This window comes from Paenibacillus sp. PsM32, from assembly GCF_030433815.1.
Classification (GTDB): Bacteria; Bacillota; Bacilli; order Paenibacillales; family Paenibacillaceae; genus Saccharibacillus; species Saccharibacillus kyungheensis.
The window spans coordinates 23,509-50,508 of sequence record NZ_JARUWY010000007.1; the positions used below are offsets into that span (position 1 = coordinate 23,509).

25 protein-coding genes and 1 pseudogene are annotated in these 27,000 nt (G+C 36.5%); 7 read left to right on the forward strand and 19 right to left on the reverse strand.

The window, feature by feature from the left end; genetic code table 11:
• Window positions 1-88: 88 nt before the first annotated feature.
• Window positions 89-328, reverse strand: a complete 240-nt coding sequence (locus tag QCD85_RS14365) for a DUF5071 domain-containing protein (RefSeq protein ID WP_301263037.1) — start codon at window positions 326-328, stop codon at window positions 89-91.
• A 213-nt stretch (window positions 329-541) separates the two neighbouring features.
• On the opposite strand from QCD85_RS14365, the gene QCD85_RS14370 reads away from it, so the two are divergent.
• Complete coding sequence (locus tag QCD85_RS14370) at window positions 542-1,183, forward strand: DUF6088 family protein (RefSeq protein WP_301263038.1); 642 nt, start codon at window positions 542-544, stop codon at window positions 1,181-1,183.
• A gap of 42 nt (window positions 1,184-1,225) precedes the next feature.
• Here the strand turns inward: QCD85_RS14370 and QCD85_RS14375 are convergent, their stop codons facing one another.
• The 7 genes and pseudogenes from QCD85_RS14375 to guaA all read right to left on the reverse strand — a co-directional run bounded on the left by QCD85_RS14375 (window position 1,226) and on the right by guaA (window position 9,014).
• Window positions 1,226-2,710: an RNA-directed DNA polymerase gene (locus QCD85_RS14375; protein WP_301263039.1), complete on the reverse strand. Its 1,485-nt coding sequence runs from the start codon at window positions 2,708-2,710 to the stop codon at window positions 1,226-1,228.
• Between the two features lie 288 nt (window positions 2,711-2,998).
• Window positions 2,999-3,952: a hypothetical protein gene (locus QCD85_RS14380; RefSeq protein WP_301263040.1), complete on the reverse strand. Its 954-nt coding sequence runs from the start codon at window positions 3,950-3,952 to the stop codon at window positions 2,999-3,001.
• 167 nt (window positions 3,953-4,119) lie between these two features.
• Window positions 4,120-4,269 (reverse strand): annotated as a pseudogene (locus QCD85_RS14385) (GMP synthase (glutamine-hydrolyzing)); the annotation flags it as partial.
• Between the two features lie 35 nt (window positions 4,270-4,304).
• A complete protein-coding gene (locus tag QCD85_RS14390) occupies window positions 4,305-6,050 on the reverse strand; it encodes a DUF2075 domain-containing protein (protein ID WP_301263042.1) in 1,746 nt (581 codons plus the stop codon).
• Between the two features lie 3 nt (window positions 6,051-6,053).
• A complete protein-coding gene (locus QCD85_RS14395) occupies window positions 6,054-6,392 on the reverse strand; it encodes a nucleotide pyrophosphohydrolase (protein WP_274171020.1) in 339 nt (112 codons plus the stop codon).
• A 257-nt stretch (window positions 6,393-6,649) separates the two neighbouring features.
• Complete coding sequence (locus tag QCD85_RS14400) at window positions 6,650-7,102, reverse strand: hypothetical protein (RefSeq protein WP_301263043.1); 453 nt, start codon at window positions 7,100-7,102, stop codon at window positions 6,650-6,652.
• A gap of 373 nt (window positions 7,103-7,475) precedes the next feature.
• Window positions 7,476-9,014, reverse strand: a complete 1,539-nt coding sequence (gene guaA / locus QCD85_RS14405; RefSeq protein WP_204826635.1) for a glutamine-hydrolyzing GMP synthase — start codon at window positions 9,012-9,014, stop codon at window positions 7,476-7,478.
• A gap of 269 nt (window positions 9,015-9,283) precedes the next feature.
• On the opposite strand from guaA, the gene QCD85_RS14410 reads away from it, so the two are divergent.
• Window positions 9,284-9,937, forward strand: coding sequence for a DedA family protein (locus tag QCD85_RS14410; protein WP_301263044.1), 654 nt, complete (start codon window positions 9,284-9,286; stop codon window positions 9,935-9,937).
• Between the two features lie 205 nt (window positions 9,938-10,142).
• Here the strand turns inward: QCD85_RS14410 and QCD85_RS14415 are convergent, their stop codons facing one another.
• From QCD85_RS14415 to QCD85_RS14445, 7 genes are all read right to left on the reverse strand, one after another.
• Window positions 10,143-11,318 carry a M20 metallopeptidase family protein gene (locus QCD85_RS14415; RefSeq protein WP_273614808.1) on the reverse strand — a complete coding sequence of 392 codons (1,176 nt, stop codon included), beginning with the start codon at window positions 11,316-11,318 and terminating at the stop codon, window positions 10,143-10,145.
• A 142-nt stretch (window positions 11,319-11,460) separates the two neighbouring features.
• A complete protein-coding gene (locus QCD85_RS14420) occupies window positions 11,461-12,096 on the reverse strand; it encodes a DUF421 domain-containing protein (RefSeq protein WP_273614807.1) in 636 nt (211 codons plus the stop codon).
• A gap of 22 nt (window positions 12,097-12,118) precedes the next feature.
• Window positions 12,119-12,565 (reverse strand): DUF3290 domain-containing protein, encoded by a 447-nt coding sequence (locus QCD85_RS14425; protein ID WP_273614806.1) that lies wholly within the window; start codon window positions 12,563-12,565, stop codon window positions 12,119-12,121.
• A gap of 172 nt (window positions 12,566-12,737) precedes the next feature.
• Window positions 12,738-13,196 (reverse strand): thioredoxin-dependent thiol peroxidase, encoded by a 459-nt coding sequence (gene bcp, locus QCD85_RS14430; protein ID WP_273614805.1) that lies wholly within the window; start codon window positions 13,194-13,196, stop codon window positions 12,738-12,740.
• 102 nt (window positions 13,197-13,298) lie between these two features.
• Entirely contained in the window at window positions 13,299-14,087 is a 789-nt protein-coding gene (locus tag QCD85_RS14435) for an ABC transporter permease (RefSeq protein ID WP_274171026.1), read from the reverse strand.
• 4 nt (window positions 14,088-14,091) lie between these two features.
• Complete coding sequence (locus QCD85_RS14440; RefSeq protein ID WP_204826626.1) at window positions 14,092-14,886, reverse strand: ABC transporter permease; 795 nt, start codon at window positions 14,884-14,886, stop codon at window positions 14,092-14,094.
• On the reverse strand, window positions 14,879-15,904 hold the full coding sequence (locus QCD85_RS14445; protein ID WP_069329394.1) for an ABC transporter ATP-binding protein: 1,026 nt from the start codon (window positions 15,902-15,904) through the stop codon (window positions 14,879-14,881). The genes QCD85_RS14440 and QCD85_RS14445 overlap by 8 nt, the downstream gene beginning before the upstream one ends.
• A 223-nt stretch (window positions 15,905-16,127) precedes the next feature.
• On the opposite strand from QCD85_RS14445, the gene QCD85_RS14450 reads away from it, so the two are divergent.
• Together QCD85_RS14450 and QCD85_RS14455 are read left to right on the forward strand one after the other, a co-directional pair.
• A complete protein-coding gene (locus tag QCD85_RS14450) occupies window positions 16,128-17,252 on the forward strand; it encodes an LCP family protein (RefSeq protein ID WP_301263045.1) in 1,125 nt (374 codons plus the stop codon).
• A gap of 160 nt (window positions 17,253-17,412) precedes the next feature.
• Window positions 17,413-18,732, forward strand: a complete 1,320-nt coding sequence (locus tag QCD85_RS14455; RefSeq protein ID WP_274171029.1) for a glutamate-1-semialdehyde 2,1-aminomutase — start codon at window positions 17,413-17,415, stop codon at window positions 18,730-18,732.
• A 157-nt stretch (window positions 18,733-18,889) separates the two neighbouring features.
• On the opposite strand, the gene QCD85_RS14460 is transcribed toward QCD85_RS14455, so the two are convergent.
• The gene (locus tag QCD85_RS14460) at window positions 18,890-20,254 is read right to left on the reverse strand and encodes an aminotransferase-like domain-containing protein (protein ID WP_301263046.1); all 1,365 of its coding nucleotides are present in this window, start codon (window positions 20,252-20,254) and stop codon (window positions 18,890-18,892) included.
• 264 nt (window positions 20,255-20,518) lie between these two features.
• Here QCD85_RS14460 and QCD85_RS14465 point away from each other — a divergent pair, with 264 nt between their 5' ends.
• Window positions 20,519-21,466 (forward strand): DMT family transporter, encoded by a 948-nt coding sequence (locus QCD85_RS14465; protein ID WP_301263047.1) that lies wholly within the window; start codon window positions 20,519-20,521, stop codon window positions 21,464-21,466.
• A gap of 350 nt (window positions 21,467-21,816) precedes the next feature.
• On the opposite strand, the gene QCD85_RS14470 is transcribed toward QCD85_RS14465, so the two are convergent.
• Window positions 21,817-22,596 carry a DUF2971 domain-containing protein gene (locus QCD85_RS14470; RefSeq protein WP_301263048.1) on the reverse strand — a complete coding sequence of 260 codons (780 nt, stop codon included), beginning with the start codon at window positions 22,594-22,596 and terminating at the stop codon, window positions 21,817-21,819.
• Between the two features lie 249 nt (window positions 22,597-22,845).
• A complete protein-coding gene (locus QCD85_RS14475) occupies window positions 22,846-24,153 on the reverse strand; it encodes a VWA domain-containing protein (RefSeq protein ID WP_301263049.1) in 1,308 nt (435 codons plus the stop codon).
• 158 nt (window positions 24,154-24,311) lie between these two features.
• Between QCD85_RS14475 and QCD85_RS14480 the strand changes: the two genes are divergently transcribed.
• Both QCD85_RS14480 and QCD85_RS14485 read left to right on the forward strand, forming a co-directional pair.
• A complete protein-coding gene (locus QCD85_RS14480; protein WP_301263050.1) occupies window positions 24,312-25,397 on the forward strand; it encodes a hypothetical protein in 1,086 nt (361 codons plus the stop codon).
• Between the two features lie 38 nt (window positions 25,398-25,435).
• A complete protein-coding gene (locus tag QCD85_RS14485; protein ID WP_301263051.1) occupies window positions 25,436-25,798 on the forward strand; it encodes a hypothetical protein in 363 nt (120 codons plus the stop codon).
• A gap of 159 nt (window positions 25,799-25,957) precedes the next feature.
• On the opposite strand, the gene QCD85_RS14490 is transcribed toward QCD85_RS14485, so the two are convergent.
• Window positions 25,958-26,992 carry a glycoside hydrolase family 88/105 protein gene (locus QCD85_RS14490; RefSeq protein ID WP_273593132.1) on the reverse strand — a complete coding sequence of 345 codons (1,035 nt, stop codon included), beginning with the start codon at window positions 26,990-26,992 and terminating at the stop codon, window positions 25,958-25,960.
• Window positions 26,993-27,000: the final 8 nt, after the last annotated feature.

The following is a 27,000-nucleotide window of genomic DNA, read 5'->3' on the forward strand; positions in this document are numbered from 1 at the left end:
GTGTGGGTGAATCAGCTATCCGACGAATTTCTGGTTCTAGTTTCCGAATCAAAGCTACAGGTAAAAAACCAACAATATATTGCAGACATCATTCGATCCATTCGGTATCATCTGTATGCAATACGTCTCGCACATGAGGAACAATTTCATCAGGCACTGTAAGCAGTATTTTGGACATCGGTATAGCAACAGGCCAGTTAATATCCTGCAACCAGACAAGTAATTCTGGAAGAATAGGGATTAGATCTTGAGGGTCTAATTGCTGTAATCGCTGGATTGCACCAAAATCAAATTTGGATTCTGGTATTAAGTGGTTGGATTCGGTCATGTTCAAGCCCTCCTTTACATATAAAGTTCAAAAAATGTAGCTACCTCTGTAATGCTTAGCCAAATCATGTGGTTCATCTTATCATGTTCAAAAAAAGGAAAAGTAAAAATGATATGAATAATGGATAACATTCTGTAAATTTTGTCTCGATATTTAACTTTTTATATCAAATAATGATACAATAATATAATAAAAACTAAAGAGGTGATTAGATTGCTATTAGCCGATGAACTCCTAGACCAATATGGATACAATGAACCAATTATAGCTAATATGATAGATGCGGAAAAATGGGGCGTCAAAAAAGAAAGTTTACGTCGTAGTCTCAATCGTATGGTACAGAAAAACGAACTTGAGCGTTATGAGGAAGGCATTTATTATTTTTCAAAATGGAACAATATACTGAAGCAAAAAACTAAAATCAGTGAGCGTGCTGTTATAGAACGAAAATATGTAAAATCCAAAAATGAAGTTTATGGTTATTTATCTGGACTAGCATTTGCTAATCAAATTCAAATCACTACTCAAGTTCCCAAAAATCTAGAAATTGTAACAGAAAAGAATGCTAGTAAGAAACGAAAAATTTCTCTACGTTCTTATACATTAACGTTAAAGAAACCAAGAGTAGACATTACACAACAGAATTATAAACTGCTGCAAGTTCTTGATCTTATATCAGAGAATGAAATTTATAAAGAAGTCAGTACAACAATTTTAAAAGATAGAATTAAAAATTATGTATGTGATATCAAATTATCTAAAAAAGAAATCAAACAGATTATTTTAAAATATCCTGCTAAAACAGCTAAAAGATTAATGGAAACGGAGATATATGATGTTCTTATGGGAAGGTAAAGAAAGAGATTTTCAATTTCTAATAAAAATCTCTTTTTTTATCTAAAATGGAAGATCATCATCAGATATATCGTATTCATTAGAAGTACCCTTTACTTCTTCTGAACTTTGCTTACTGTAATTGTATCTATGATATTCATTTTCTTCTAAATCACTTGATAATGATTCAAATGCATCTAAATCCATTGTTGAGAGCGCAATGGTTATAGTACGAAGCATAGAATTAGATTTACCAACATATTTGTATATCTGATTTCTATTTCCTTTTTCATGACTTATTAAACCTGTCATAGCACTAATTATTAATTCAGGAGCATGGCCGCGTGCTACGTGCTTTTTTAATTCAAGGAAACCATAATTATTCTCTTGCAACTCCAATATCAAACATTTTGTAACATTTGTAATAGAACTATGCTTATATACATTTATCAATATATTAGCTATTAATTCGTTTAGCTCAGTAAAATCGATTAGAATTTTTGTTATCCAAAATAAAGAATACTCTGGAATATAATCTTTATTCAAATAAATTTCAAATTCATCAATAATATCTTCAGATAATGTCATATAACTTCTTTTTATATTATAGTATAGGTTCTTAATAAATTGAGGCGATCTATATAAAACTAGCCTTGTTAATTCAATAGTTTCTGATTCTGTAGTTGTTAATAAAGATAAAATTAATTCTATATCCTCATCCTCTATATTTTTCTCATGTAACATTTCTTTTAAAAATATTGATTCTTGTTCTGTAAGTTCTTCCTCTTCTCGATCATCTAAATCATCAGAATCGCTATATGAATTTATGATGAGTCTTCTTTTTTGAAGTAATGATACTTTTATAGACTCTATACTTTCATTTGTCTCTTCATTTCTATATATAATTTCAGTTTTCTCTTCATTTAAGTGCAAGCCTTTTTCTCCTATTAGTTTTTGGATATAGAAAATATCATTCAATATCGTTTCTTCTTTGTTAGAGAATAGATAAATGTCATCCATAAATCTAATAATATATTCACAATTGATCTCTCTAGAAGCTTCTATAAAACTCAAAAAACTACTTCCAATAACCTTTACAGGAAAAAGTCCTTGAGGAAAACAGCTAGTGCTACGCCCTTCATTTATCTCGCGAAGAAATTTACCTAATTTTTCTGCTTCAGTTTGATTAATTATTCTTGCAATATAGCTTACGATATCATGATGGTATATATTATTAAAAAAATTAGATATATCTATTTTTCCTACATAATTATACTGACTTTTTAGAGAATCGCGCCTTACACTAAATCTTTTATATTCTTTACTTTGAGAAGGATATGCATCGCCTTGAAAGGTATATCCAAAACTTTCTCTATTCGAATAATTTTTTTGCTCGAAATATTCTCTATTTCTATATACAAAATCGTATAGAAAGATTTGAGCAATAGGATCTAACAAAAATGTCTGCCTAAAATGTTTAGAATCTTTCAAAGCATATACCCAAGGTTGACTCATAAAATATGATTGAACCATATTATTTAACTTCATAATTTCGTCCTTACTCAATAAATCAACCATACTATTATATTTATTTTCGCTTATCAGAGACTTTATCCAATTTTGAGAAAAAATCTTATTATTAATGTATTTTAAGAGCGATTCTTCATGATGTTTAGCAAAAATAAGGGTAGATTTCAAAGGGAATAATGTCTTTTGAAAGTCTTTTAGTACAAAATCATATAAGTTATCTATTATGCTCATCCTTTCTAAAAAATCGGAAAATAATTAGTTAAAATAGGTTTTTGTAAAATAAATTAACCTATCAAATTTTGTTTATTACTTTCTATACATATTTATATAGTCTGTAAGTTCTTTATCTGTAAGAACATTACTTTTAGTTCCTAGAAGGGGATTAATAATACCTGTATGAAATTCTTTAATTAAATTCGGGTTCTTTTTCGTCATTTTGATAAGATATTCTTTTAATGTTAAGCCTTCTTCTTTAACTTCAAGATTTCTTATACTTTTCTTGCTAGGAATTCCATTTTTAAATAATTTAGATAAATCTGTTTCGTGATCTTTATGATAATTTTGTCTCCAAACAAGAACTTTATCACTGATATATTTTTCTGGTTTATAAAAATAATCTTTAACTGTAATTTTTTTGGGCAATAAAATTATTGGTTTACCAGACTGATCTAACAAAACTTTTGATCTTAAAACTTTCCAATTATGTTCATTTATATCCCAGTATTGCCCAATCTCTCTTTCTTCCTCTAATATTAATTTATATTCCTGCGCTTGCTGTATCGTAAAATCAGATAATTGTTTTAAAATAATACTAACTACTAAATCTGAAAAGTGATCCTTTCCAAAATCGTCTATGAATATATTAAGATCAAAAAGCGTATTGATAACATTATCTTCAATTAATCTTTGATCTATAATATTATCAAATACTCTTCCTAAAATTTCTGGAGTATTGCCGTTACCACTAGACTTCCCTGTTGAATAGCCAATATGGGTATAATTTATTTCATGAGAATTATCAAATTTTTTCTTTGCTTCAATTTTTTTATTGTTTGTATACAGGTCTAAAATAGTACTAAAAAAATCATCTAAAACATTATTACATTCTTGAAAAAGTAAGCCATTTTTAATATCTTTTTTTTCAATTTGCATTCTTAATGGATCAACAAATAAAAGAACATCTGTGTTCAGCAAGACATCTACAAAATCAAAACTTCTTTGATTGTATTGAGTAAGTTTAAAATATTCACTGAACCTCATTTTCATCATCCTTTTTTTGTTAAATTTCAATTATTTTCTTTAAAATATAAATATTTCTTTTTATTATTACGCTAAGTAACTTACTAAAGTTTCAAATAATTAAAAGCTATTTATTCGTATAAAAAAGACCTAATCAAATGATTAAGTCTTTTTTATATTTTTCTATTCTATTCCCACTCAATCGTAGCTGGTAGTTTGGATGTAATATCATACACAATACGGTTTACATTATCGACTTCATTGACAATACGCACCGAAATCTTCTCTAACACATCCCACGGGATACGCGCCCAGTCGGTTGTCATACTATTGATCGCTATACCTATAACTCTCCAGTTAAAACAAAACTATTTTATTTAATCTCCAATGTTTCTTTCATATACTTTTTGAACATTTCGTTTTTCCAGAATCCTAGCCGAATACCATCAATTCCTCTAGTCATTAGAATATAATAAATATTCAATACAAATAAGGTAAACTCTTGTTCATTTTCAGGATTCTCATCATTATTCGAGAACTTTCCGTTTATATTATGGAAATTTTTTGGATTACCATATAGATGACCTTTTGCATTAACTTGAAGATCATTACCGATTAAAACACCTACTTTGTTTAAATCGATTCCCTGAACCGCAAAAACAGAACCGATCTGTTCTTCGGCATCAATATCGTCTGAATAAATCCAATTTTCTTGAGTCGAATTCCATCTTCGTTTGATATTTCCTTCATGCCAATGAGTAATTGATGGATCTTTTCCATCAGCCTGCTTCCAAGGTTCCACTAATCCACCTAGTACTCGATTTATATGTGCAGGATTGAAATTTCTATCTTCATCTACCCAATCAATCAAATTTTTCAAAGGTTGTACTTCAAAATATCCGAAATAAGCATCGCTATTACTATCATGAAATACATTTCTATCAAATTTCGGATTAAAATTCGTTTGTTGTAATAAGCCAGTATCTTTATATAAAAGATATTTTATACCATTCACAAAATCTTCTGATGTATAGTTCTTTCCCATTGGAGCTTGGATTCTGAATTGTGTTGTTAAGTATCTTTTTTCAAAGTCTTGAGTAGCTTCATTAAATTGCGTACGTGTCATATTCGCAGGACGAATAGCTTGCAATATATCATACATTAATACGATTTGACTGCCTAATTTCTTTAAAGCCTCCAAATGGTTCTCATCCTCAACAAATCTTCCTTTATATACTTTGTTAAAAGATGCCATTTGCTTAGAAAATTTTCTAGAAAGCTTATGAGATTCATCAACAATTACAACATCATAGTTTTTATTATTATTAATAAGTTGTGTTGAGGTAGCAAGTTTCAGATTACTATTATTCATTCCATACACTCTAAAGATATCCTTTGCCGTTTTAATCCAATTAGGTTGCAAAACGACTGCTATTTGCTGATTTGGCTTTTCCTTCAATAACTTAGCTACCAAATGAGTAAGCAATACAGTTTTGCCAGTCCCGGCATCACCGTTAATCACAAAACTTTTATTAGGATTCGATAAAATTTCATCCAGAAACTTCATTTGCTCGATTGTAATTTTTTTAATTGGACTATATTTGACCAATGCTCTATTACGCAACTCCTCTAAAGTTGGCGTATTTACCCATTTATTAGGATATAGCTCTACTTCCCAAAAAGGTAAAACGACTTCTAAAGCAACTTTTTCTTGTTCTCTATATTCATTTACTCTGTTGCCACCATTCAGATTTATAATTTCATCATTATCGTATTGAACTAGTTGCTTCATAGAATTTGGATTGTCAGCAATAAAGTAAGTAATTAACTGTCTTTCGACATCGTCTAAAGCTGAACCATTGAAGTAAACTGAAATAAGAATAATTACTTGATCAAAGTCTGCATTACTAAATTTTTCTTCTTTACCATTGTAATGTTGCTTATTACGTACAATAAAATGTATTGTTTTTCCAATATAAATCTTTCTAGACTTTGTGCTTTTGTAGATATAAATTACATTTCCCTCTCTAAGTATATTTTGTTCAGGCACGCGAAGCTCATCTAAGCCTTCCAATTCTCCATCTTTCACTTTCAATGTTATATAATTGTACTTAGCCATTTCTTAATCTACCTCATCCAATTCATTATATTTCTTTTTTTGATTATAGCTTTTGGAAACTGGATATTTCTTAGCATTTTTAATTAGTTTCTTAGCAATAATTTCATCAATATCAAATCCTAGATTATCAGCCATCATGTAAGAGTAAATCAGTACATCTGCAAGTTCTTCTTTAAGTCGCTCTTGATTTTTCTTAGCTTCCTCTGGTGTTTTCCATTGAAATAATTCCAACAATTCATTTGCTTCTAAAGAGATCGAAATAGCCAAATCTTTTTCATTGTGAAATTGACGCCAATTGCGCTCATCTCTAAATCGATTAATCTCTTTCATTGATTCACTCATATTAATCTATACATCCCTTTCATAAAATGCTAGGTGATCTTTTCTAAATCTTATTTTATATTTTAATTCCTAGTCTTATTTACATCTCCAATTTTATTATAGATAGTGAACTTATAAAACATGAATACTTCATAACTCGTTGACTCTAGAAACTTTTTCTCTTTAATATACAACATATATTATATGAGCCAGAAACATTAAGTAGAGAACACTCATGTTTATTTACACAATATCATCTACAAAAATCAATCTCTTTATCAAAGTACTTTCCAATCATGGCTATACCATTTCGCACTTTTATTATTTCTACTAATAATTGTTCCATTTTCATCTTTTGCCAGCATAATAAAATTATAATCTTTCTCTTCTAATCTCCCTCTTTTTTCAATTTCTAAACTCACACAAATTGTTGTATTTGACAAACCAACATCATTAATCGAATTATATTTAAATGATTTAAGAAACCTTTCCTGAAAATATTTTTTAATGCGTAAAGGTGGTTTTATTTCACTTTTACTAGTAGGAAGTGTCTCAGTCATATTCCCATAATTTTTCTTGATCCAACAATTCAAAAATATATTTAATGCATATTCTGGAGAGCCCACTTCAAATTTTTCCGGGTTTAATGATATCGAATCTCTAGCAATCCAACTTTCTAATTCATTTCTAAAATCATCTATTCCTTTTCTTTGGTCTATTAAATCAGACAAGAATTGATTTTATACCGAGAATTTCTCTTAAAGCATCTACTGATTTTGGTTGCTTTTTCTTGGACATTTTTCTCCTCTAATATTTCTTATACTAGTTTATTTTGTATTTAAATGATCATTGAATCTAATCACATTATAAATAACGATCCGATTACAGAACTATTTTTGAGCAATGTAATAAAGACAATTATGATGCTAACATCTACTTACTTTCACATCAATAAATTATTCATTCATAAGCTGTTAAAATGTCCATGATTGTTTCCCCATAAAAAAACTCCCTTCTATTTGCAAAATAACGCAGATAAAAGAGAGTAATTTTTTCATTCTATTGTTGTCAGTGTATAAAAGTTTTCAATTGAAATTACCTGTTCTATTCCCACTCAATCGTAGCAGGCGGTTTGGATGTAATATCATACACAATCCGATTTACATTATCGACTTCATTGACAATACGTACCGAAATCTTCTCTAACACATCCCACGGGATACGTGCCCAGTCGGCTGTCATACCATCGATCGATGTTACAGCGCGAATACCTACGGTATACGAATACGTACGAGCATCGCCCATAACGCCTACGCTCTTCATGTTAGGAAGTGCAGTGAAGTACTGCCAAATTTCGCTTTCAAGACCTGCTTTTGCGATCTCTTCACGTAAGATGTAATCGGAATCGCGAACGATTTGCAATTTATCTTCAGTCACTTCGCCCAAGACACGAATCGCTAGACCTGGACCTGGGAAAGGTTGACGCCATACGATTGCAGCTGGCAATCCGCATTGTTCGCCGACTTTACGTACTTCGTCTTTGAATAGTGCTTTGAGTGGCTCTACCAATTCAAAGTGCATATCTTCTGGCAATCCACCTACGTTATGGTGAGATTTGATCGTTTGTGCTGTCGCTGTACCACTTTCTACAATATCGGTATAAAGTGTACCTTGTGCTAGATACGCGAAGTCGCCTAATTTACGAGACTCTTCATCGAAGCAGTAGATAAATTCGTTACCGATGATTTTACGTTTTTGCTCAGGATCGTCAACGCCTGCCAATTTAGACAAGAAACGTTCTTGGGCATCGATTTTGACAACTTTCATATCGAACTTACCAACAAACGTCTCCATGACGCTTTCCGCTTCGCCTTTACGTAAAAGACCATGGTCGATAAACATACATGTTAATTGAGGACCGATCGCTTTGTGCAATAAAATCGCCACTACCGAAGAATCGACACCGCCACTTAGTGCGCACAATACATTTTTGTCGCCGACTTGTGTACGAATCTCTTCGATCGTATCTTCGATAAACGTCTCCATGCTCCATTCGCCCGCACATTTACAAATTTCATATAAGAAATTACGGATCATTTCGTTACCGAACACAGAATGACGTACTTCTGGATGGAACTGTACAGCATACAATTGACGCTCTGCATTACTCATCGCAGCAATTGGAGCCGATTCTGTACTTGCATCCAATACGAATCCTTCTGGCAAACCGACTACATGGTCACCATGACTCATCCATACAGTGTGACTGGATTCCATGCCTTTATTCAATGCGCAATGAGCCATAAAGTCTACATCAGACTTCCCGTACTCACGTTTCGCAGAACGTTCTACTTTACCGGACAATTGTTGAGCCATTAACTGCATACCGTAGCAAATACCGAAGATTGGCACATTCAGATCATAGATCGCTGGATCGACATGCGGTGCATTTTCTGCATACACACTAGAAGGCCCACCAGAAAAGATGATCCCTTTTGGTGACAATTCACGAATCTTTTCAACCGGGGTATTAAAAGGCATTAATTCACTGTACACGCCTAGATCACGGATACGTCTTGCGATCAACTGGTTGTACTGTCCCCCAAAATCGAGAACTACAATAATTTCACTTGGACTATTCATTCACGAACCTCCCACATTTCAATGAGTCTAATTATACCTATGTGCAAAAGCCACCGTCAAGGCTTCCAACCTTACTACAGCAATTAAAAGTGTACTTTCTTCCACTCTGTATCAAGATTACGTTTACATTTCAGAAATAACGAGATTTCTTTTAAAATAGACCTATTAATAGACTTTGTAGTTTCCGATAGATTATGATGTAATAGATTGTTTTATTTTAGGAAAAATAGTCAAATACAGAGAAATTATAGCACCACGGAGGAAAACTCATGCAAGTTATACATTATATAGAATCTCTTTTTACACATCATAGTTATCTGGTGCTTTTTCTAGGACTATTGCTTGAATTTATCGCTCTTCCTTTCCCTGGTGAAACTACGATGGGATATGCTGGCTATTTGTCTTATATGGGTCGCCTGAATATAGTGCTATTATTTCTTTGTGCGTTTGCCGGTACGACGATCGGGATGACGATCACTTATTTTATTGGCCGAAAAGCAGGGCTTCCGTTCTTACGTAAATATGGAAAATGGTTATTGTTGCCACAATCCAAGCTGGATAAAGCACAACTGTGGTTTGGTAAATATGGATATACACTTGTATTCTTTGGATATTTTATACCGGGAGTACGTCATTTCACTGGTTACTTCTCAGGTGTTATGAACTTTAAGTTCTGGCGCTTTGCTGCTTACTCGTATAGCGGTGCATTGATCTGGGTTAGTATCTTTCTAGCATTGGGTCGCATTTTCGGACCACAATGGACGATGGTCTTTCACTGGATTCATCACTATTCATTTGAAGCGATTGCGATTATTGTGGTGCTAATCTTGTTCTTTATTCTTGTGAAGTTCCGCAGACGATTAGGAATTGCACTGGTGAATCGATTTGGAAAGAAAAAACCTGATGATTCCGCAGGTGAATAAAATAAAATTATAAAAAAGCAGCGAAGAACCGGGCAATCAATGCCATGATCTTCGCTGCTTTTTATTATTTTATATTGAATGTGACACTATTAGAAGATATGCTCATACTGCTATTAGTACTTGTTCTTTTTTGGATGATATTTTTTATTAAGTTCTACATACCAAGTTCTGTTGTATCTTCTCTCATCATATCATCCAGAATAATCTACAGTAATTTTTCTGCCGCAATACCCAAAAAGACTTTACCTGCATTCACAAGCGCACGTTCATCGATATCGAATCGTGGATGGTGATGTGGGAATGCGGTATCTTCGGTTTCATTTTTCGATCCGACAAAGAAGAAGTTACCCGGACGTTCTTGCAAATAATACGCAAAATCTTCCGCTCCCATCGCTGGTGGTAACATCAGAAATGCTTCTTCACCCATCGTATCCACGACAACTTGTTGAACATGCTCTGTCTGCTCTGGTGTATTCACAACGGTTGGATAACCATGAATATAATTAATTGTATATGTCGCATGACTGGCTAATGTGATGCCATGTACCAGATCTCGAATATCTTGCTCAATCTTAGTACGAATCTCTGGATCAAATGCACGCACTGTTCCTTCGATCTTCGCTTTATCGGCAATCACGTTAAAGGCTTGTCCTGCTTGGAACACACCGATAGTCACTACCGCCGACTGCATTGGGCTGATGTGACGGGATACGATGGTCTGCAAAGCTCCTACTAACTGGCTACCGATCACGATAGAATCGACTGACAAATCAGGCTGTGCGCCATGTCCGCCTTTTCCTTGAATCGTAATAGAAAAGGAATCTGCCGATGCCATTGCAGGCCCTGAAGCTGTGCCGATTTTGCCTAATGGAAGTGCACTCGCTAAATGTGCACCGTATACTTCATCGACTCCGTCCAAAGCTCCATCTTCGACCATTGCTTTGGCTCCACCTGGAAGAAGTTCTTCAGCATGCTGGAAAATAAACCGAACCTTTCCTTTCAAATGTGCTTGCTGATCGCTAAGTACACTGGCTACACCCAGTAATGCCGCTGTATGCCCATCATGTCCGCAAGCATGCATCACGCCATCATTTTGCGAACGATAGTCTACTGTATTTTCTTCATGAATGGGCAGTGCATCAAAGTCTGCTCGAAATGCTATCGTTGGGCCTGATTGTGCCCCTTGTAGATCAGCGATCAATCCGCCTTCGCCTACACCTGTACGCACTTCATACCCGAATCCTTTTAACGTATCTGCAATATATTGAGAAGTTTTCACTTCTTGAAAAGATAATTCAGGGAACTTGTGCATATGTCTACGCCAAGATACCATTTGATCAAATTGTGCTTCGATTGCTTGTATCCATTGTTGTTTTGTCATAAGTGTGTGCCTCCTTGAATAGTGTGAATCAACCTCTAAATATTCCATTATTTAGAAAAATCCAATGAATCCAAACTAACATAGCTCACTCTTTATGTCAAATTTATCATATAAAAATGTGATATTTAAACAGCAAATCGATTTACTTTTTGTACGCATGCAGGCGCAGTTCACCTGAGATATATTCACCTAGATAAATTTCAGATATATGATGATGGGTTTCTTGTTTGACCCGCTCTTCTAGCCATTTGATATCTTTATGAATTAGATCAAGTACATCTTGATTGACCTGTCCATCTACAATAATCGGGTAACGAATATTTTCATCACCATATTGGATAACGGTTAATTGTCCGTTTTGCTCTAAAATGGCTCGTTTTACATTTTTAATCTCATATATCCCTATCGCTCGTAACTTGAACATCAATTCATTTGCCGATATGCCGCAACGTAGACATTCGCCAACATTAACTTCCCCGTTGACAACTAAGTTGATCGGCTTGCCATCGACAATACGCTTAATGTATGGATTGTGTTGTTTGAGGAATTTGATCATAAAGACCAGTAATGTCCAGATCATCAGCACGAGGAAAAATTGTAAAGGCTTGACTGCTTCATTATAGATCACACCGCCTATAATGCCCCCGAGTACATAGTTCTGCACTTGATCAATCGCCGATGTGGGTGCTAGATTGCCTTTGCCCATTAGATTAATCTGTAACACCAGACAAAGAATACCGAGCGCTAATTTGATAATAACAGGATAATAAGCTTCCATAGATTGTTTCCTTTCTCTCTACTTATTGGTTGATGATGTGAACGTCTGGATTCACCAGATAGACCGTTTCTAATGTATAAGCACTCATATCATCATTAAAATGAGCGGTATAGTAAGCTGTTGGTGTTTTGATAATAACTTCGTCTACAAGCGTAGTTGAATTCACACTGATCGTTGTTTCATCCAACTTCTGGTCTTTGGCTAATTGATGGACAAATTGCACCATCTGCGAGTATTTGGAATAGGTGCTCTGATCTTGCGTATAATCCGAATACTGTACACCGATCATAAACACTATAATAAGTAGCAAAATAATACTTAGATCGCGATATTTGGTCTCAATACGTTTGCGCATATATAAGGAAAATAACACCAGCAATAAGATCAGTGCGACAAAAATAAAGATGTATTTGAGATAGACATTAAATGTCGATTGATTTTCCAAATAAGCAATAGTGTAGAAATTCATAAGTCGTTATCCTCTCCTTTGGTATCGATTGCTATCCACAAGATGATTACAGGTAAGCGCTATTTTTATCCATTAAAAAAGCAACGTCTTTGGAAGGACGTTGCTTTGGTAGAGCTATCATAGAGCCATATTGATTTGTAGCAACTTTACTTGCTTCCATAACAATGTCTTTTTACAGTGCGGCAAATACTTCTTCGGTATGCCCTTTGACTTTCACTTTGTTCCAAGCTTTGATCAAGATACCTTCTTCATCGATCAGAAATGTAGACCTTACAATACCTTCGTATTCTTTGCCATACATTTTCTTCAATTGCCATACGCCAAATGCTTCTGCAACTGCATGATCAGGATCAGATAATAACGGGAAAGACAGTTCATACTTTTGTGCAAATTTATCATGAGATTTGACCGGATCAGGGCTGATTCCCAACACAACTGCACCTTTTTGCTCATACGCTGCTGAACTATCGCGGAAATCGCAAGCTTCCTGGGTGCAACCCGGCGTGCTATCTTTCGGGTAAAAGTATAACACGACCTTTTTGCCACGATAATCACTTAATGAGATTTCTTGACCTCCAGATGCTTCTAACGTAAATTCAGGTACCGGTTGCCCTATTTGTAATTCACTCACGGTAATTCCTCCTTCAGCTATCTTATTCTTTTTATCTTCGATGTAAAATATAAAGAACTCACTTTCAAAATACAAGTATGTTCCTTCTTAATTATACTCAACTTATGATCCTGCTCCGCGATAACGCTTGATTCCACCATTCCAGAATAACAATCCTAGTGCGAAAAAGACAATCCCCATTACAGGTGTGATCCACGCCATACGAATCATTTCCGGTCGATCTAAAAACAGTGCCGCAGGATAGATACCTACAAATGCAAATGGCAATATCCATGTTAGCAAAATTTGAATAATACGGTTGTAGATCGTAATCGGATAACGTCCGTATGTCTGGATATTGTACATTAACGGAATAATCCCTGTCGGTGAATCCGAATAAAAAGAGATCGACGTTAGAATCGTATAGATTCCGGTATAGATCAGTGTTGAACCGAGCACCATCACAATCAGTGCAGGAATATGCCACCATAATAGCTCGATTCCTAACTGACCTCCACTCCAGATCATAATAATCACACCAATCAACGAACCGATCAAAGACGGTGGATCAAGATTTTCTAGAAAAATCTGAAATAGATTATGAGCAGGACGGGTCAAAATGCGATCCATTTCTCCTTTGACAATATAACGATCACCAAAGTTCCATAGATTCACAAAGCAACTATACAATCCATACGGAATCATAAAGTATCCATATACAAATACCACTTCCGCTTCGGTAAATCCACCCAATGTATCTGTATGTGCAAATACGACAAAAATAAAGATTAAGTTGGTCGCTTGAAATAACAAATCCGAGATCACTTCTACCCAGAAGTCGGCACGATATGTTAGACGTGTCTTTGCATAATTCAGAAAGTATTCCCATACCAATCCAAGATAATATTTCATCTGCTTAGCCTCCTTGTACGAACAGCCGCACACGAGCAGCACGCCATATAAAATAAATTGGAATTAATAATAGAACAAACCAGACCACCTGAATCCCTAACACTTCCAAAATGCCTGTTCCTTTGACACGACCTGTAAATACCGAACCCGGCAAATACGTAATCGCTTGAAAAGGTAGAAAATTCATAATCGATACCAACCAACCCGGGAAAAAACTAATCGGAATCAACAACCCTGAAAATAGATCAACGACAATTCGCTTCATCCGCATCATACCTTCGTTATTTTCAACAAAAAAAGCAAGCATTCCGATAATAATATTAATCTGCGAATTGATCAGAAAGCTAAAAAATAACATGATCAGAAAACCGATCCAAGAGGTGATACTTGTCGGCAATTGAACCGGAAATAAAAGTAATGCAATCAACATTCCTGGAATCATAAATAGTAAAAAACGAAACAATCCTTCACCGAATCCTTGCATCATTTTGACCATCAAATAGTTATACGGGCGGATAAACTGAATCGCTATCGTACCGTCTCGAATCTCGGTCGCTATCTCCCGATCCAGATTGTTAAAATAAAACGACCGTGCCATCCACGAAACGGCTACATACGTGGTCATCTGTGCGGCTGTAAAGCCTGCAATCTGCTCTTTGCCCCCGTAGATCGCTTGCCATGTAAAATAATACACACCGATATTAAGCGTATAGACCAGAATACCAGAGTAATAATTCACTCGATATGCCAGCATCGTCAAAAAACGAATACGAATAAAATCCCAATACAGACTAGACATGAATCTTAACCTCCGGCTTTTCGGCTGAACCGGAACTATAAATCTGACGTACAATTTCATCGGTACTGGTCTCGGAAATCTGAATATCTAGAATTTCGACCTGACTGAGCACTGCGGTTAGCACATCGGATACAGCTGTATCTGCAGTTACTAATGCTGTAGCTACAAGCTCGCCTTCTTGTGTCCACTGTACAGGGAGACTGGCTGTCCATGCTTGAAGCTGAGATGCAGTCACTGCTTTGCCGAACTGGAAGCGTACTTCTTTGCCTTTGCCCCAGCGAGTCTTCAGATCATCTAAACCGCCATCATAGATGACGTTACCAGCATCCAGCATAATCACGCGTGAACAGAGTGCTTCAATATCTTGCAGATCATGTGTTGTCAGTAGAATCGTTGTCCCTTGTGTACGATTAAGATCTTTTAGAAATTCACGAATTTCGGATTTGACGACGATATCTAGACCGATCGTAGGTTCATCCAAAAAAATAATCGATGGATTGTGTAACAATGCTGCAACTAATTCACAACGCATCCGCTGACCCAAACTCAACTTACGTACAGGACGGCTTAATAAGTCCTGTAATTGCAGACGCTCCACCAGCTCATCGAGGCGTTTTTTGTAATCTGCTTCAGATACCTGATATACTTTACGAAGCAATTGAAAAGATTCGATCACTCCTATATCCCACCACAACTGACTTCTTTGTCCGAACACAACACCGATTCCCTGCACGAACTTTTCCCGTTCTTGATAAGGCACATACCCGTTAACCTTAATCTGTCCGGATGTAGGGACAAGAATACCAGTGAGCATTTTGATGGTGGTCGATTTGCCAGCACCATTTTCCCCGATATACCCACAGATTTCTCCTTGTGGAATAGAAAAGGTAATATCGTTCACCGCAGCAACTTCATTATATTGCCTTGCGAATAAGTCTTTCAGTGCTCCGGTTAATCCTCCGCGGCTCTTCTGAATCTGAAAGGTTTTGCGTAAATCTTGTACTTCGATCGCCTGCATGAGTATCTCCTTTATGCTTGATTGATGTTCATGTTAGAAATGCGCTATAATTCGCGTTATTTATAACAATCTTGTCAATTCGCTGTAATTGATTGTTGCCTAAAAAAAAATTATAATGTACGGGTGTCATGAAGAGCAATCAAAAGTGATAAACAATTTTTCAAATTGGCATTAAGATTCTGAAAACATAGTATAGACCTCACCCTCGAAAGGAAGAAAGAACATGAATGTAAAGACAAAGCGAACGCTGCTTTGGACCGTAGCGATCATTGTAGTTGCGGTTATAGGCTATGCGATTTATTACTTCACAGCAGTATATAATCAAATTGATGCATTACAAAAAACAGGCGATGCGTCACCTTTTAAAAATGTGCAACCTACCAATGTCGCCGCTACTCAGCCTCCTGTATGGGAAGGAACCGAACCTGTCAATATTCTTTTAATGGGTGTCGATTCGCGTAGTGCAGACGATGGTGAAATTCCACGCTCAGACACCATGCTTGTCGCTTCACTTGATCCTGTCAAAAAAACAATTCATTTATTCTCGATCCTGCGTGATACGTATATTCCGATCTCTGGTTATGGCGAAAATCGGATCAATAGTGCGATTACACATGGACCGAATACAGCGATGAAAACAGTTAGTGACTTGCTTGGTATTCCGATTCAATATTATGTCTATACCGACTTCCAGGGCTTTATCAAACTAGTAGACGCTGTTGGCGGTATTGATTTTAATGTTGAAAAAGATATGCATTATACCAGTGCAGCAGATAAGCACGAATACGATATCGATCTCAAAGCAGGTATGCAACATTTAGATGGCAAAACTGCTCTGCAATATGTACGTTTTCGTCATGATGCAATGTCTGACTTTTCCCGTACCGAAAGACAACGTGCCTTTTTAACTGCGGTTGGTGAGAAAATGAAATCCACCACTTCAATTATGAATCTGCCGACGATCTTACAACAAGTCAATCCGTATATTGATACGAACTTGAGCACTGATGATCTATGGAAACTCGCTTCGGTCGCTTACGATAGTAAAATGAATGGTAGTGACCAACTGCCTCCAGACGATCTACTAGCCGAGAAAAAAGTAGGCGGCGCTGATGTGATCGGTATCAAGAGTAGCGAAGAATTACAGAAGTATGTACAAGATGCTTTAAATAAATCAGCAGTGGAACCAACACCGGTATCCACAGGTACTAACAAAAGCGGTACAAGTTCAGACAGTTCTTCAGGCAGTTCCAATTCAAGCTCAAGTACAGAAAGTTCCAGTCCAACCAATACAGGCGGTTCTTCTTCACGCTCCACATCGAACAGCTCAAGCTCTTCGGTTCAATAAGCCTGTTAAGATAATCACTCAACATTCTGTAGCAACAATGGTAAAATAGAAACAGCGCAGTTCAATCATCGTCACATCTGTAGTTATAGCGCCCATCTAAAGGGCGCTTTTTTCTTGTCTGGACGGTGGTTGCTGTTATTTTGAATAAGGAGCGATTGTATTGAATCCACGAACACGTTCTTCCCAATTATATGAACAAGCACTAGAACATATTGTAGGCGGTGTGAATAGCCCGTCTCGCTCATTTAAAGCTGTCGGTGGCGGCGCACCTGTATTTATGGCTAATGCGAAAGGCGCTCATTTTACAGATGTCGATGGCAATAAGTATATCGATTATCTAGCGGCATATGGCCCGATCATCACCGGACATGCCCATCCACATATCACTGAAGCGATTACAAGAGCTGCCCAAAATGGAATCCTTTACGGTACACCGACAGAACTTGAAATCCAATTAGCAATGATGCTCAAAGACAGTATTCCTTCTCTGGATAAAGTTCGCTTTGTGAACTCCGGTACTGAAGCAGTGATGTCGACGATTCGTGTTGCGCGCGCCTATACCAAACGCAACAAAATTATCAAATTCGCTGGCTGTTATCATGGACATTCGGATCTGGTGCTTGTCGCAGCAGGTTCTGGTCCTTCAACATTGGGGATTCCAGATAGCGCTGGGATTCCAACCAGTATTGCGCAAGAAGTTATCACTGTACCATTCAACAATCTAGAAGCGCTACGTGAAGCATTAGAACACTGGAGCGATCAGATTGCAGCCGTAATGGTAGAGCCGATTGTCGGTAATTTTGGTATGGTTATGCCTGCTCCGGGATTTTTGGAAGGGTTATGTAAGTTAGCTCATGATTATGGCGCTTTAGTCATTTACGATGAAGTCATTACAGCTTTCCGTTTCCATTACGGTTCCAGTCAGACATATGCTGGATTAGACAATCACGATCAGATCATGCCTGACTTAACAGCACTTGGTAAAATTATTGGTGGTGGACTGCCGATCGGTGCTTATGGTGGTCGCAAACATATTATGGAACAAGTCGCTCCACTAGGGCCTGCTTATCAAGCAGGTACGATGGCAGGAAATCCTGCGTCTGTCGCTTCAGGGATTGCTTGTCTAGAAGTGTTGCAAGGCGAAGGAGTTTATGAAGAAATGGAACGTCTAGCTATTCGCTTAACGGATGGATTACGTGAGTCTGCGGATCGTCATGGTGTAGCGATGACCATTAACCGTATTCGTGGCGCATTCTCTACACATTTCTGCGATCATCCGGTAACTGATTACGATCAAGCGCAAGATACCGATGGTGAGAAATTCGCATCTTTCTTCCGTCATATGCTAGATCGTGGTGTATGTCTGGCTCCTTCGAAATATGAAGCATGGTTCTTAACAACCGCTCACGTGGATGCTGATATTGATCAGACGTTGCAAGCGGCAGATGAAGCGTTGAAGTTGGTTGCAGCAGGGAAGTAATGTGCTAGCAGACTTTATACTAAAGAATATTCTTATATAGTTTTGATAATCCAAAACGTAAATCAAGCGACTTGTGAGTATATCACAGGTCGCTTTTCTTTTGCCTGAATCGTCTACCGTATGCTGTAGAACAATGATTTTTAGTAGATGAAGACTATTACTCATATAACTTAGGCGTAATCGATAACTTACGAATTTCTTTGGCGATAATGTTTAGCGTGTGGTCAATCTGCTCTTCAGGTACATTGGATACATTCATCCGTAATAGATTAATCGTATATGGACTGTCTGGTAAAAAGTGCTGGCTACCATCGCCGACGATAATGCTCTGCTGTGCTAAACGCCGGATCAACACAGAAGTTGGGAAATTATCAGGTAATCGTAAAAAGGTATGCACTGCCTGATTACGAGGAGCATTTGCAAAAATAGGGTCAGCAGATAAAGCATCCAGTGTGCGATGCAACTGTTTGATTCGGCGATCATATCCTTCAAGCAGATAGCGACGATAACGGGTAAACATTCCATTTTTGATATACATATGTAATGCGGCTTGCGATAGTACAGAACTATCAATATCGAGCAATCGTTTATATTGAGCAAAGGTATCGATTAATGCTGCTGGCAAAACTGCTACACCGATCCGTAGACCGGGGAAAAGAATCTTGGAATAGCTTTTGAGATAAATAATATGCTCTGACGTGTCATATGCATACATCGGGTCATTCGAGACAGCGTGTTCTAGATCGGACAAATAATCATCTTCTACGATATACACATCATACTTTGCCGCTAATGCGACTAATCGCTTCTTATCTGCTGTCGATAGCGATGTTCCTAATGGATTATGAAATCGTGGAATCACATAAAAGAACTTAATCTCTCCACTCTGGAAAAGAGTCTCGATTCGCTCCCAATCCAGTCCATTCACTGTTCGCTCTACTCCTTCCACAGGTACATGAAGTGCTCCCAGTAATTCGATCAATAAATGGTAACTCGGTTGCTCGATCATAATCGTCTGCCGACCATTTGGAAAAGGCATCATCGTCAAAATCGACAATGCTCGCTGTATCCCTGATGTGACAAATAACTGAGACTTGCGCGCAAATACTTGTACTTCTTCTAACTGCTGTCTTACTTCACATAATAATGGAGGTAAACCTTGAGGCATCCCATATGAAAATAATTGATCTCGGTAGACATGAGTGGCTTGATTCAGACAACTTTGAAAATCGTCATAAGGAAACAACTCAGGTGCTGGCGCTGCTGATGACAAATCAATCTGTTCACGCACTGGATAACGCTGTTGATTATATCCTTGCTGTGCTACATAATATCCACTGCGATCAATAGCGTAAATCCAACGCTCATGCGCTAATTGTTCATAGGCTCCAATGACAGTCGATGGGCTACAGTTGTGCGTCTGAGACATGGATCGGATCGAAGGTAGCTTCTGCCCGGATAACAAAATGCCTGCTTGAATCTGCTGTTCGATATGTACCGCTAATTGTTGTTGTTTATTCATCCAATCTGCTCCTTGCCAACCTTTTCATTTTGATACGGAGTTATACATGAGTCCGAGTGATGGATAAATCATTATTTCGAATTATGTAGATGTCATGCTTTTGTAGCATTAGTATGTCATATGCTACATCCATTTTTCTATTATCTTCTACTCTATCTGTATCGGTACAGTTTGAATTTATCATGATTGTGAACGGTTTACTCGCCACGGTATATTGAATAAGCATTCACTTCATATTACAAATTATCGCTTGGAGGTATACCGATGTCTACAGATTCAAAGCGTTTACCCGCTTACTTGGCTGCACTGGCTTATGCACTGATTATTGGATTTTCGTTTTTATTTATGAAAATGACTGTCGATACCGCTCATCCACTCGATGTACTGGCGCATCGCTTTTTGTTATCTACGCTAGTGATGGGAATTCCGATTGCTTTTGGTTGGATCAAGATCACTTGTACATGGCGGGATATCTGGCGCATGTTACCTTTGGCGTTGTTATCGCCGATTCTATTTTTTGCTTTTCAAGCGTTTGGGTTGTTGTATGCTTCTTCTTCCGAAGCTGGCATTATACAGGCAACCGCACCTATTTTCACATTGATTTTGGCTACTTATTTTCTCAAAGAACAATCGTCATGGATACAGAAAGGTTCGCTGTTACTCTCTGTGATAGGGGTAGTGTTTATTTTTATCATGAAAGGCGGTACTAACTTTTCGTTGAGCAATCTGGGTGGCATCTTGTTGCTGGTGGGGTCTGCGCTTTGTTTTGCAGGGTATGGGGTACTGGCTCGTCCGCTAACACGAGAGTATAATCCGCTTCAATTAACATGGGTGACGATGATTACAGCTTGTGTGTTATTTAATGTTGTAGCACTTGGTCGCCATCTGGTACTCGGGAATATGATTGAATATGTTCAGCCTTTGCTACAACCGGATTATGGATTGGCTTTATTGTATCTAGGTATTTTATCTTCGCTAGGCACAACTTTGCTATCTAGTTATGCCCTCTCTCATCTGGAAGCAACCAAAATGAGCGTATTTAGCAATTTTGCGACGATTACGTCGATGATCGCAGGCACTGTATTTTTGCATGAGCAGTTGATGTATTACCATATCATCGGCACAGCTTTGATCATTCTCGGTGTGTTGGGAACCAATTGGGGGAAGCGTTCTTACCGTATATTTAAACAAAATGCCGATTTAATACGTTAATATTGTACTTATTACGATGATATAGATTATGTAATGAATGATCATCCTTTCGGTTCTATGTATTAGTATAATTGTGCTAGATTTGATATCGTATTGATATGCGAAATGAAAATAGGGTTTATATATCATACCTGTTTCAGTTAAGTAAAGAACATTTTTTCGATGTATATCAAATTCTTTAATACATGTATGATTTTTTCTTTTGGAAATAAATCTGGAAAATAGCTTCATTCACCTGTCGAGCATATAGGATATGTAACTATTTTCCCGCTCTATTTTTTGAAAATATTACATTAAATTTATTTTAAAAATTTAATCAGATGTAGAATAATATATTAAAATTATTTACATTAATCTCTTTTATATCTATCGGTATTTATTTTCAAACTGCTTTTTTTAGTTTGGATATTATTATTTTCTTTATATTTTTGTAGTAGTTTTTTAACTTCTATTAAATCTTTATCAGTAGTTCCTGGCCCCATTAATATTTCAGCATTATTCCAAAATGAATCTTCTAAAATTATGTCAATGTGATCTAAAAAATTATCTTTAGAAACAGTATCAACTAAATTATCATTATGCAATATAGATTCAAAAAATGATATTTCTAAAGGAAAAATACTAGCAAAAATATTTTTATCACGAGGTATTGCTAATAATAAAAATCGTGATTCCATTTGAGAACTCCATTCTTCTTTCTTTAAAGTACCAAGTTCTTTCATGGACTCACGGTTAATATTACCTTCAGAAATTATGTCTATCATCGAACTGTTATTTACATATTTAACATCAATAAAAAAATCTCCATTTTGAAATGCTAAAATATGCTCACTATTTTCTATATTGGCTATGTTATTTTCATTTGTTTTAATAAGCTTAATATTAGAATAATCAATGCCTATACGAACTCCTCTCATTGCTTTGGTATACATACTCCATAATACAATATTTTCTCTTTTTTCTTTTGTCCAACTACTAATGAAAATACATTTTCGTAAGTTTTTAAAATAATTTATATTACTGTCCTCTAAATCATCCGCGTTATTTAGATTATTTAATCTTAAGGTATTATTTTCAAGAATCAATTTAAGTGTCTCAATACTTGTATAGTGATAAATAATTCCACTCATTGTTCATAACCTCCAAATATTTAATAATACTAATCACAGTAGAAGACGAGTATATCGACTGAAACAAAACATTATTTAAACATGTTCTAAACTTTATTTTGAGAACTAAAGCTAAAAGATATATATTTGTATATAAGTTGTAAATGGTATTTAAATACCTTCTATTATTTATAACAATCGATTTTTAAAATATTTGCATTTATTCAACTAATAATAAATCCAAAAAAAATTATCTTTATTAGTAATAATTTATGCCAAAATTCCTTTACGTCTTGCTTCTATAATCCAGCTTGGGAATTCGTTCAATAGGCGATCATATAGCTCTTCATCGCTCACTTTAGAAATATCGTCTAATTCGAAAAAGCTGGCATTATCTATAAAACGTCCTTTGAGTTCATCCAACTGACGCAAAATACCATAATTCGCATTGCCCAGTCCAACAAATTGCCAGAATAGATTTTGATGAGAACTTTCGGTAATTAATTTGGTAATTTTGCTTTTACTACTGACTCCACCATCGCTAAAAAAGATAATATACGTTGGAATACGTACATTCGGTTCTTCGACTGTATATTTGCGAATCACATCTTCCATCACAGGCGGTTCATTATTTGTTCCACCTTTACTTCCTAACTTATAGGTGCGTGCGACATAATCTTTGTAATCCTCAGCACGTACACTTGGCGCACGTAGAAATTCTTTGGCAAAAAACCATACATCCAATTCCCCATTATCATCAAATGCCGCCGCAATCGCCAATATACGTTCAAAAGCTTCTTGCACGACCCCTTTTTTGTACAAAGAATACATCGAACCCGATGCATCGAATACTACCGCCACTCTGGCTTGAATCGGAGGGATTTGTTTCTTCTCAAGTGATAAGGTAACTTTGCGTTTGAGCAGATCGATTTTGCCTATCGATGTATTCGCTGGTGGGGTGACAGGTTCAGGTATCGATGCAGGCTCAGCAACAACCGGCGCAGGTGTTGGATCAGCCGGACTTGCTTGCGAAGGCGCTGTTTCTTCTTCAGGGCTATCGTCAATTTCTACACCAAATGATTCTGCTAAAGGCTTCAAACCACCAAAAAATCCACGTCCAATCGCTCGCACTTTGAACCCTTGCTGATAGCGATACACTTCTATAAAAATAAGCGCAGTCTCTGCTGTCGCTTCTGTAATCGTATATGTAATCTCTTGTTCACCAAGCGTAAGCACCACTTTGCAACCCTGTACTTCTGCAAATGTGCCTGCCCCTTCTAACGTAGCTGTAAATACACATTTGGCAATAGGAGCCGCTTGCAATTTAGTCATATTTAACGCAAATTGTGTACTCCGCTCTGTCGCTTGTTCCAAATGCACTGATTGATGCGGATCGACATTTTGATTGTAAAAAATAAAATAATCATCTGAAGGTACTTTGCCTGCTTCATTTACCATAAAGCAACTGATATCCAGCGGCGACGGTGAAGCATCACATTGAATCATTATTTTTAACGAATCACCTTGCGCCAGATTGGTATTTTGTCCTTGATTCAGTACGATATGTTCACTAGCCATAAGAGCAACCCCTTTTTCAATCATTATTTTTATATTATTACCATAAAGCCTATTATTTACCTCGTCAAATCTAAATAGTACACATGCTGCAAATATACGGTATAATATATATAGGTATGCTACATAAAATAAAGGATGTGCAGAAAGGATTACCTGTGATGAAAAAATGGATTCTAACGTTAACACTATTGCTATTATTACCTGTACAAGCATTTGCTGCTAATCCTACAGATGATCATTTATCTTTTCCCGACGATTTTCGGATCGATACACAGATTGTGAATCTACCTCATGATCAAGCAGTTTTGGTAGATATAGCGAATAACCGCATAGAAATCGTGAATTTGAACACATCGATGCCTCTTTGGAACAATACGTATGATCGTATTTTCAGCTATAACGTATTGACCAGTTCTAACAAATTAGTATTAATTGTACAACATAAACAATCTCTACAAAAAATTACATTATCGACAGCTCAAGCAACATCAGGCAAAATTTTATCAACGGTTACGTTACCTACACACTTATATCAAGTCGTTGTGGGCAATGGTTCGCAGTTAGCATGGTCTGCTCCTACGTCTACCAGCAAAGAACAAATTGTTGTTCAGTCGAGCAAGCAGTTATCTGTCTATCATGCACCCTGGAAACAAGCATCTCTGACTACAACGCCAACGATTCAGCAGACGTTTAACTATGAAAATGCTAATCCAGCTCAAGTAAAAACATTCTCTCATTACGTAGTCGCTCAATATAATGGTGGTAGCTTGATGCAAACTCAAAATGTATTTTACATTTGGGATACTGCTCATCCTAATGTAAAAGCCAAAACGATTACAGTACCGTGGAATCTAGATGCTGATTTTCAATTACAATCGAATGAATTGATTGTCTACACGACCAATATTAAAGGAAATCCGTTAGGCGCTAATACAGACAAACCTTTCCCAATCTATGCTCGTTACAATCTAGCTACAGGTCAACCTGTCTATGAAATGATTCGTACGTTAGCTGATCGTGATGAAAAATGGACAACCGATTACAATAACAATCAAGTCTTTCTCATTGATAATAGTGAACAGAAGAATTATCTGTATGATCGTAATGGTAAAGAAATCTGGCAAATGCCCCAAACATCTGAGAATACGGTATCCAAATTTATTAAATATGAGAATGGTCTACTCTATATGATCGTTGAGAATCTAGATCATCAGTTCTCGATTGTGAAGCAACCTTTGCTCTAAACTTATACAATTCACCTGTCTAGAGAAGGGGGAAAGATATGCGTTTTTTGTTAATCTGTTTTGTTGTTCTACTTGCATCTTGCTCAAATTCTACATCTTCTCAACCATCAAAAGATACGTTCTCTTATGTGGCTGAATTAAATAACTTGCCTGTTCCTTCAAGTGCTACAGAAGTAGCTACGATTTCTGATAATGATCTAAAAAATTACAAAGTACCGGAAACATTTGATACATTAACTACAGACTATATTGCGAAATTAAAACAGGATAAGTGGAACGTTCAACCTATCGAAAGTAACAAAGTGTTATCTATTGAGAAAGATTCTAAGCATTATACTTTATTTATGACTAAAAGTTCTGATCAAAAAGTAACGAATGTTACGGTAAGACAAAGCAGCTAGAAATTTGTCGTTTCACTGCATGTAACCTAAAGAAAACACGCTGCTCTTTGAATAAGAACAGCGTGTTTTTTATATCTTATTTGCTGAATTAAAATGTCCAGGAATAATACTATGCTATATTTTTTCAAAATAACGATCGATATGATCGCTTCATGATAATCAACCAAATACATCTTCTTTGGTGCGTACCAATTGGGCTAAAAAAGCTAAGCCCAGTCCTTGTCCCCACCCTTGAATGCGTTTGGCAGGTACTTTGCGGTAGCCATCAATATCGTTCATGACGGCTGTACCTGCGGAAACGCCTGTTATAGTGCCATCTTCTTTGATCTTCGACAAAATGCCGTCAATCGCTTTTTGCGTATATTTATTGTACAGTCTGCCTTGCAACAATAATGCTGTCGCAATACCTGCAGATCCGGATGTTTCCAGATAAGATGTCTCATCGGTAAGTACGGTATGCCATAATCCTTCTGGTGATTGCAGACGTACGAGAGCGCTTAATTGATCTCGCAAAGAACCATCAATAATCATATACGATGGATGTTGTACTGGAATAAACTTCAATGCTTTTGCCATGGTCAGTGCCGCCCATGAATTGCCACGCGCCCAATACATGCCTGACATATGATGCTGATTCACATGATCCCAACCATGATAATACAGATTAGTATCATTATCTTGTAAAAACTCTTCATGTCCATGATACTGCTTCAAGCCATCCTCGATATATTTCTCATTGCCTAACAAATGACCGATCCGTAGCAAATAATACCCTGCCATAAACATCGTATCTACCCATGCTTGCTGTGGAAATACATCGGTAAGTGAATTGACAGTATGCTGGAAAATACCATCTGCAAAACGCTCTGCTTTGCTATCTAGAAATTCAGCCATTTCTTTTGCAATATCTAAATACTTTTCTTCGCCTGTTGCTTCATATAAGGTAAGCAGACAATGACCGATCGATACCCCGTTGACCGATAACTGTGGTAATCCTTCTTCAATCTGCTCATCGATCCAAATTTTAAGTTTGTCTAGATATTCCTTTTTTCCTGTTGCTTCATAGGCTTCGCAAATCCCGTAAAAAGCAACTCCACCCGGCCAATCCCAGCGAAAATCCATATTAAATGTACGTTCAACCACACGATCAATCACATCGCGTATATGCTGTTCATCAAATTGTAAAGCAGGCATAACTAATC

Excerpts from the sequence above, each read along its gene's own strand:
- QCD85_RS14420 (WP_273614807.1), bottom strand. The coding sequence starts at position 12,096 with ATGGAAGCTTATTATCCTGTTATTATCAAATTAGCGCTCGGTATTCTT.
- QCD85_RS14450 (WP_301263045.1), top strand. The coding sequence starts at position 16,128 with ATGAATGTAAAGACAAAGCGAACGCTGCTTTGGACCGTAGCGATCATT.
- QCD85_RS14365 (WP_301263037.1), bottom strand. The coding sequence starts at position 328 with ATGACCGAATCCAACCACTTAATACCAGAATCCAAATTTGATTTTGGT.
- QCD85_RS14425 (WP_273614806.1), bottom strand. The coding sequence starts at position 12,565 with ATGAATTTCTACACTATTGCTTATTTGGAAAATCAATCGACATTTAAT.
- QCD85_RS14435 (WP_274171026.1), bottom strand. The coding sequence starts at position 14,087 with ATGAAATATTATCTTGGATTGGTATGGGAATACTTTCTGAATTATGCA.
- QCD85_RS14480 (WP_301263050.1), top strand. The coding sequence starts at position 24,312 with ATGAAAAAATGGATTCTAACGTTAACACTATTGCTATTATTACCTGTA.
- QCD85_RS14470 (WP_301263048.1), bottom strand. The coding sequence starts at position 22,596 with ATGAGTGGAATTATTTATCACTATACAAGTATTGAGACACTTAAATTG.
- QCD85_RS14485 (WP_301263051.1), top strand. The coding sequence starts at position 25,436 with ATGCGTTTTTTGTTAATCTGTTTTGTTGTTCTACTTGCATCTTGCTCA.
- QCD85_RS14380 (WP_301263040.1), bottom strand. The coding sequence starts at position 3,952 with ATGAGGTTCAGTGAATATTTTAAACTTACTCAATACAATCAAAGAAGT.
- QCD85_RS14465 (WP_301263047.1), top strand. The coding sequence starts at position 20,519 with ATGTCTACAGATTCAAAGCGTTTACCCGCTTACTTGGCTGCACTGGCT.
- QCD85_RS14475 (WP_301263049.1), bottom strand. The coding sequence starts at position 24,153 with ATGGCTAGTGAACATATCGTACTGAATCAAGGACAAAATACCAATCTG.
- QCD85_RS14440 (WP_204826626.1), bottom strand. The coding sequence starts at position 14,886 with ATGTCTAGTCTGTATTGGGATTTTATTCGTATTCGTTTTTTGACGATG.
- guaA (WP_204826635.1), bottom strand. The coding sequence starts at position 9,014 with ATGAATAGTCCAAGTGAAATTATTGTAGTTCTCGATTTTGGGGGACAG.
- QCD85_RS14395 (WP_274171020.1), bottom strand. The coding sequence starts at position 6,392 with ATGAGTGAATCAATGAAAGAGATTAATCGATTTAGAGATGAGCGCAAT.
- QCD85_RS14415 (WP_273614808.1), bottom strand. The coding sequence starts at position 11,318 with ATGACAAAACAACAATGGATACAAGCAATCGAAGCACAATTTGATCAA.
- QCD85_RS14460 (WP_301263046.1), bottom strand. The coding sequence starts at position 20,254 with ATGAATAAACAACAACAATTAGCGGTACATATCGAACAGCAGATTCAA.
- QCD85_RS14490 (WP_273593132.1), bottom strand. The coding sequence starts at position 26,992 with ATGCCTGCTTTACAATTTGATGAACAGCATATACGCGATGTGATTGAT.
- QCD85_RS14410 (WP_301263044.1), top strand. The coding sequence starts at position 9,284 with ATGCAAGTTATACATTATATAGAATCTCTTTTTACACATCATAGTTAT.
- QCD85_RS14375 (WP_301263039.1), bottom strand. The coding sequence starts at position 2,710 with ATGAAGTTAAATAATATGGTTCAATCATATTTTATGAGTCAACCTTGG.
- QCD85_RS14445 (WP_069329394.1), bottom strand. The coding sequence starts at position 15,904 with ATGCAGGCGATCGAAGTACAAGATTTACGCAAAACCTTTCAGATTCAG.
- QCD85_RS14390 (WP_301263042.1), bottom strand. The coding sequence starts at position 6,050 with ATGGCTAAGTACAATTATATAACATTGAAAGTGAAAGATGGAGAATTG.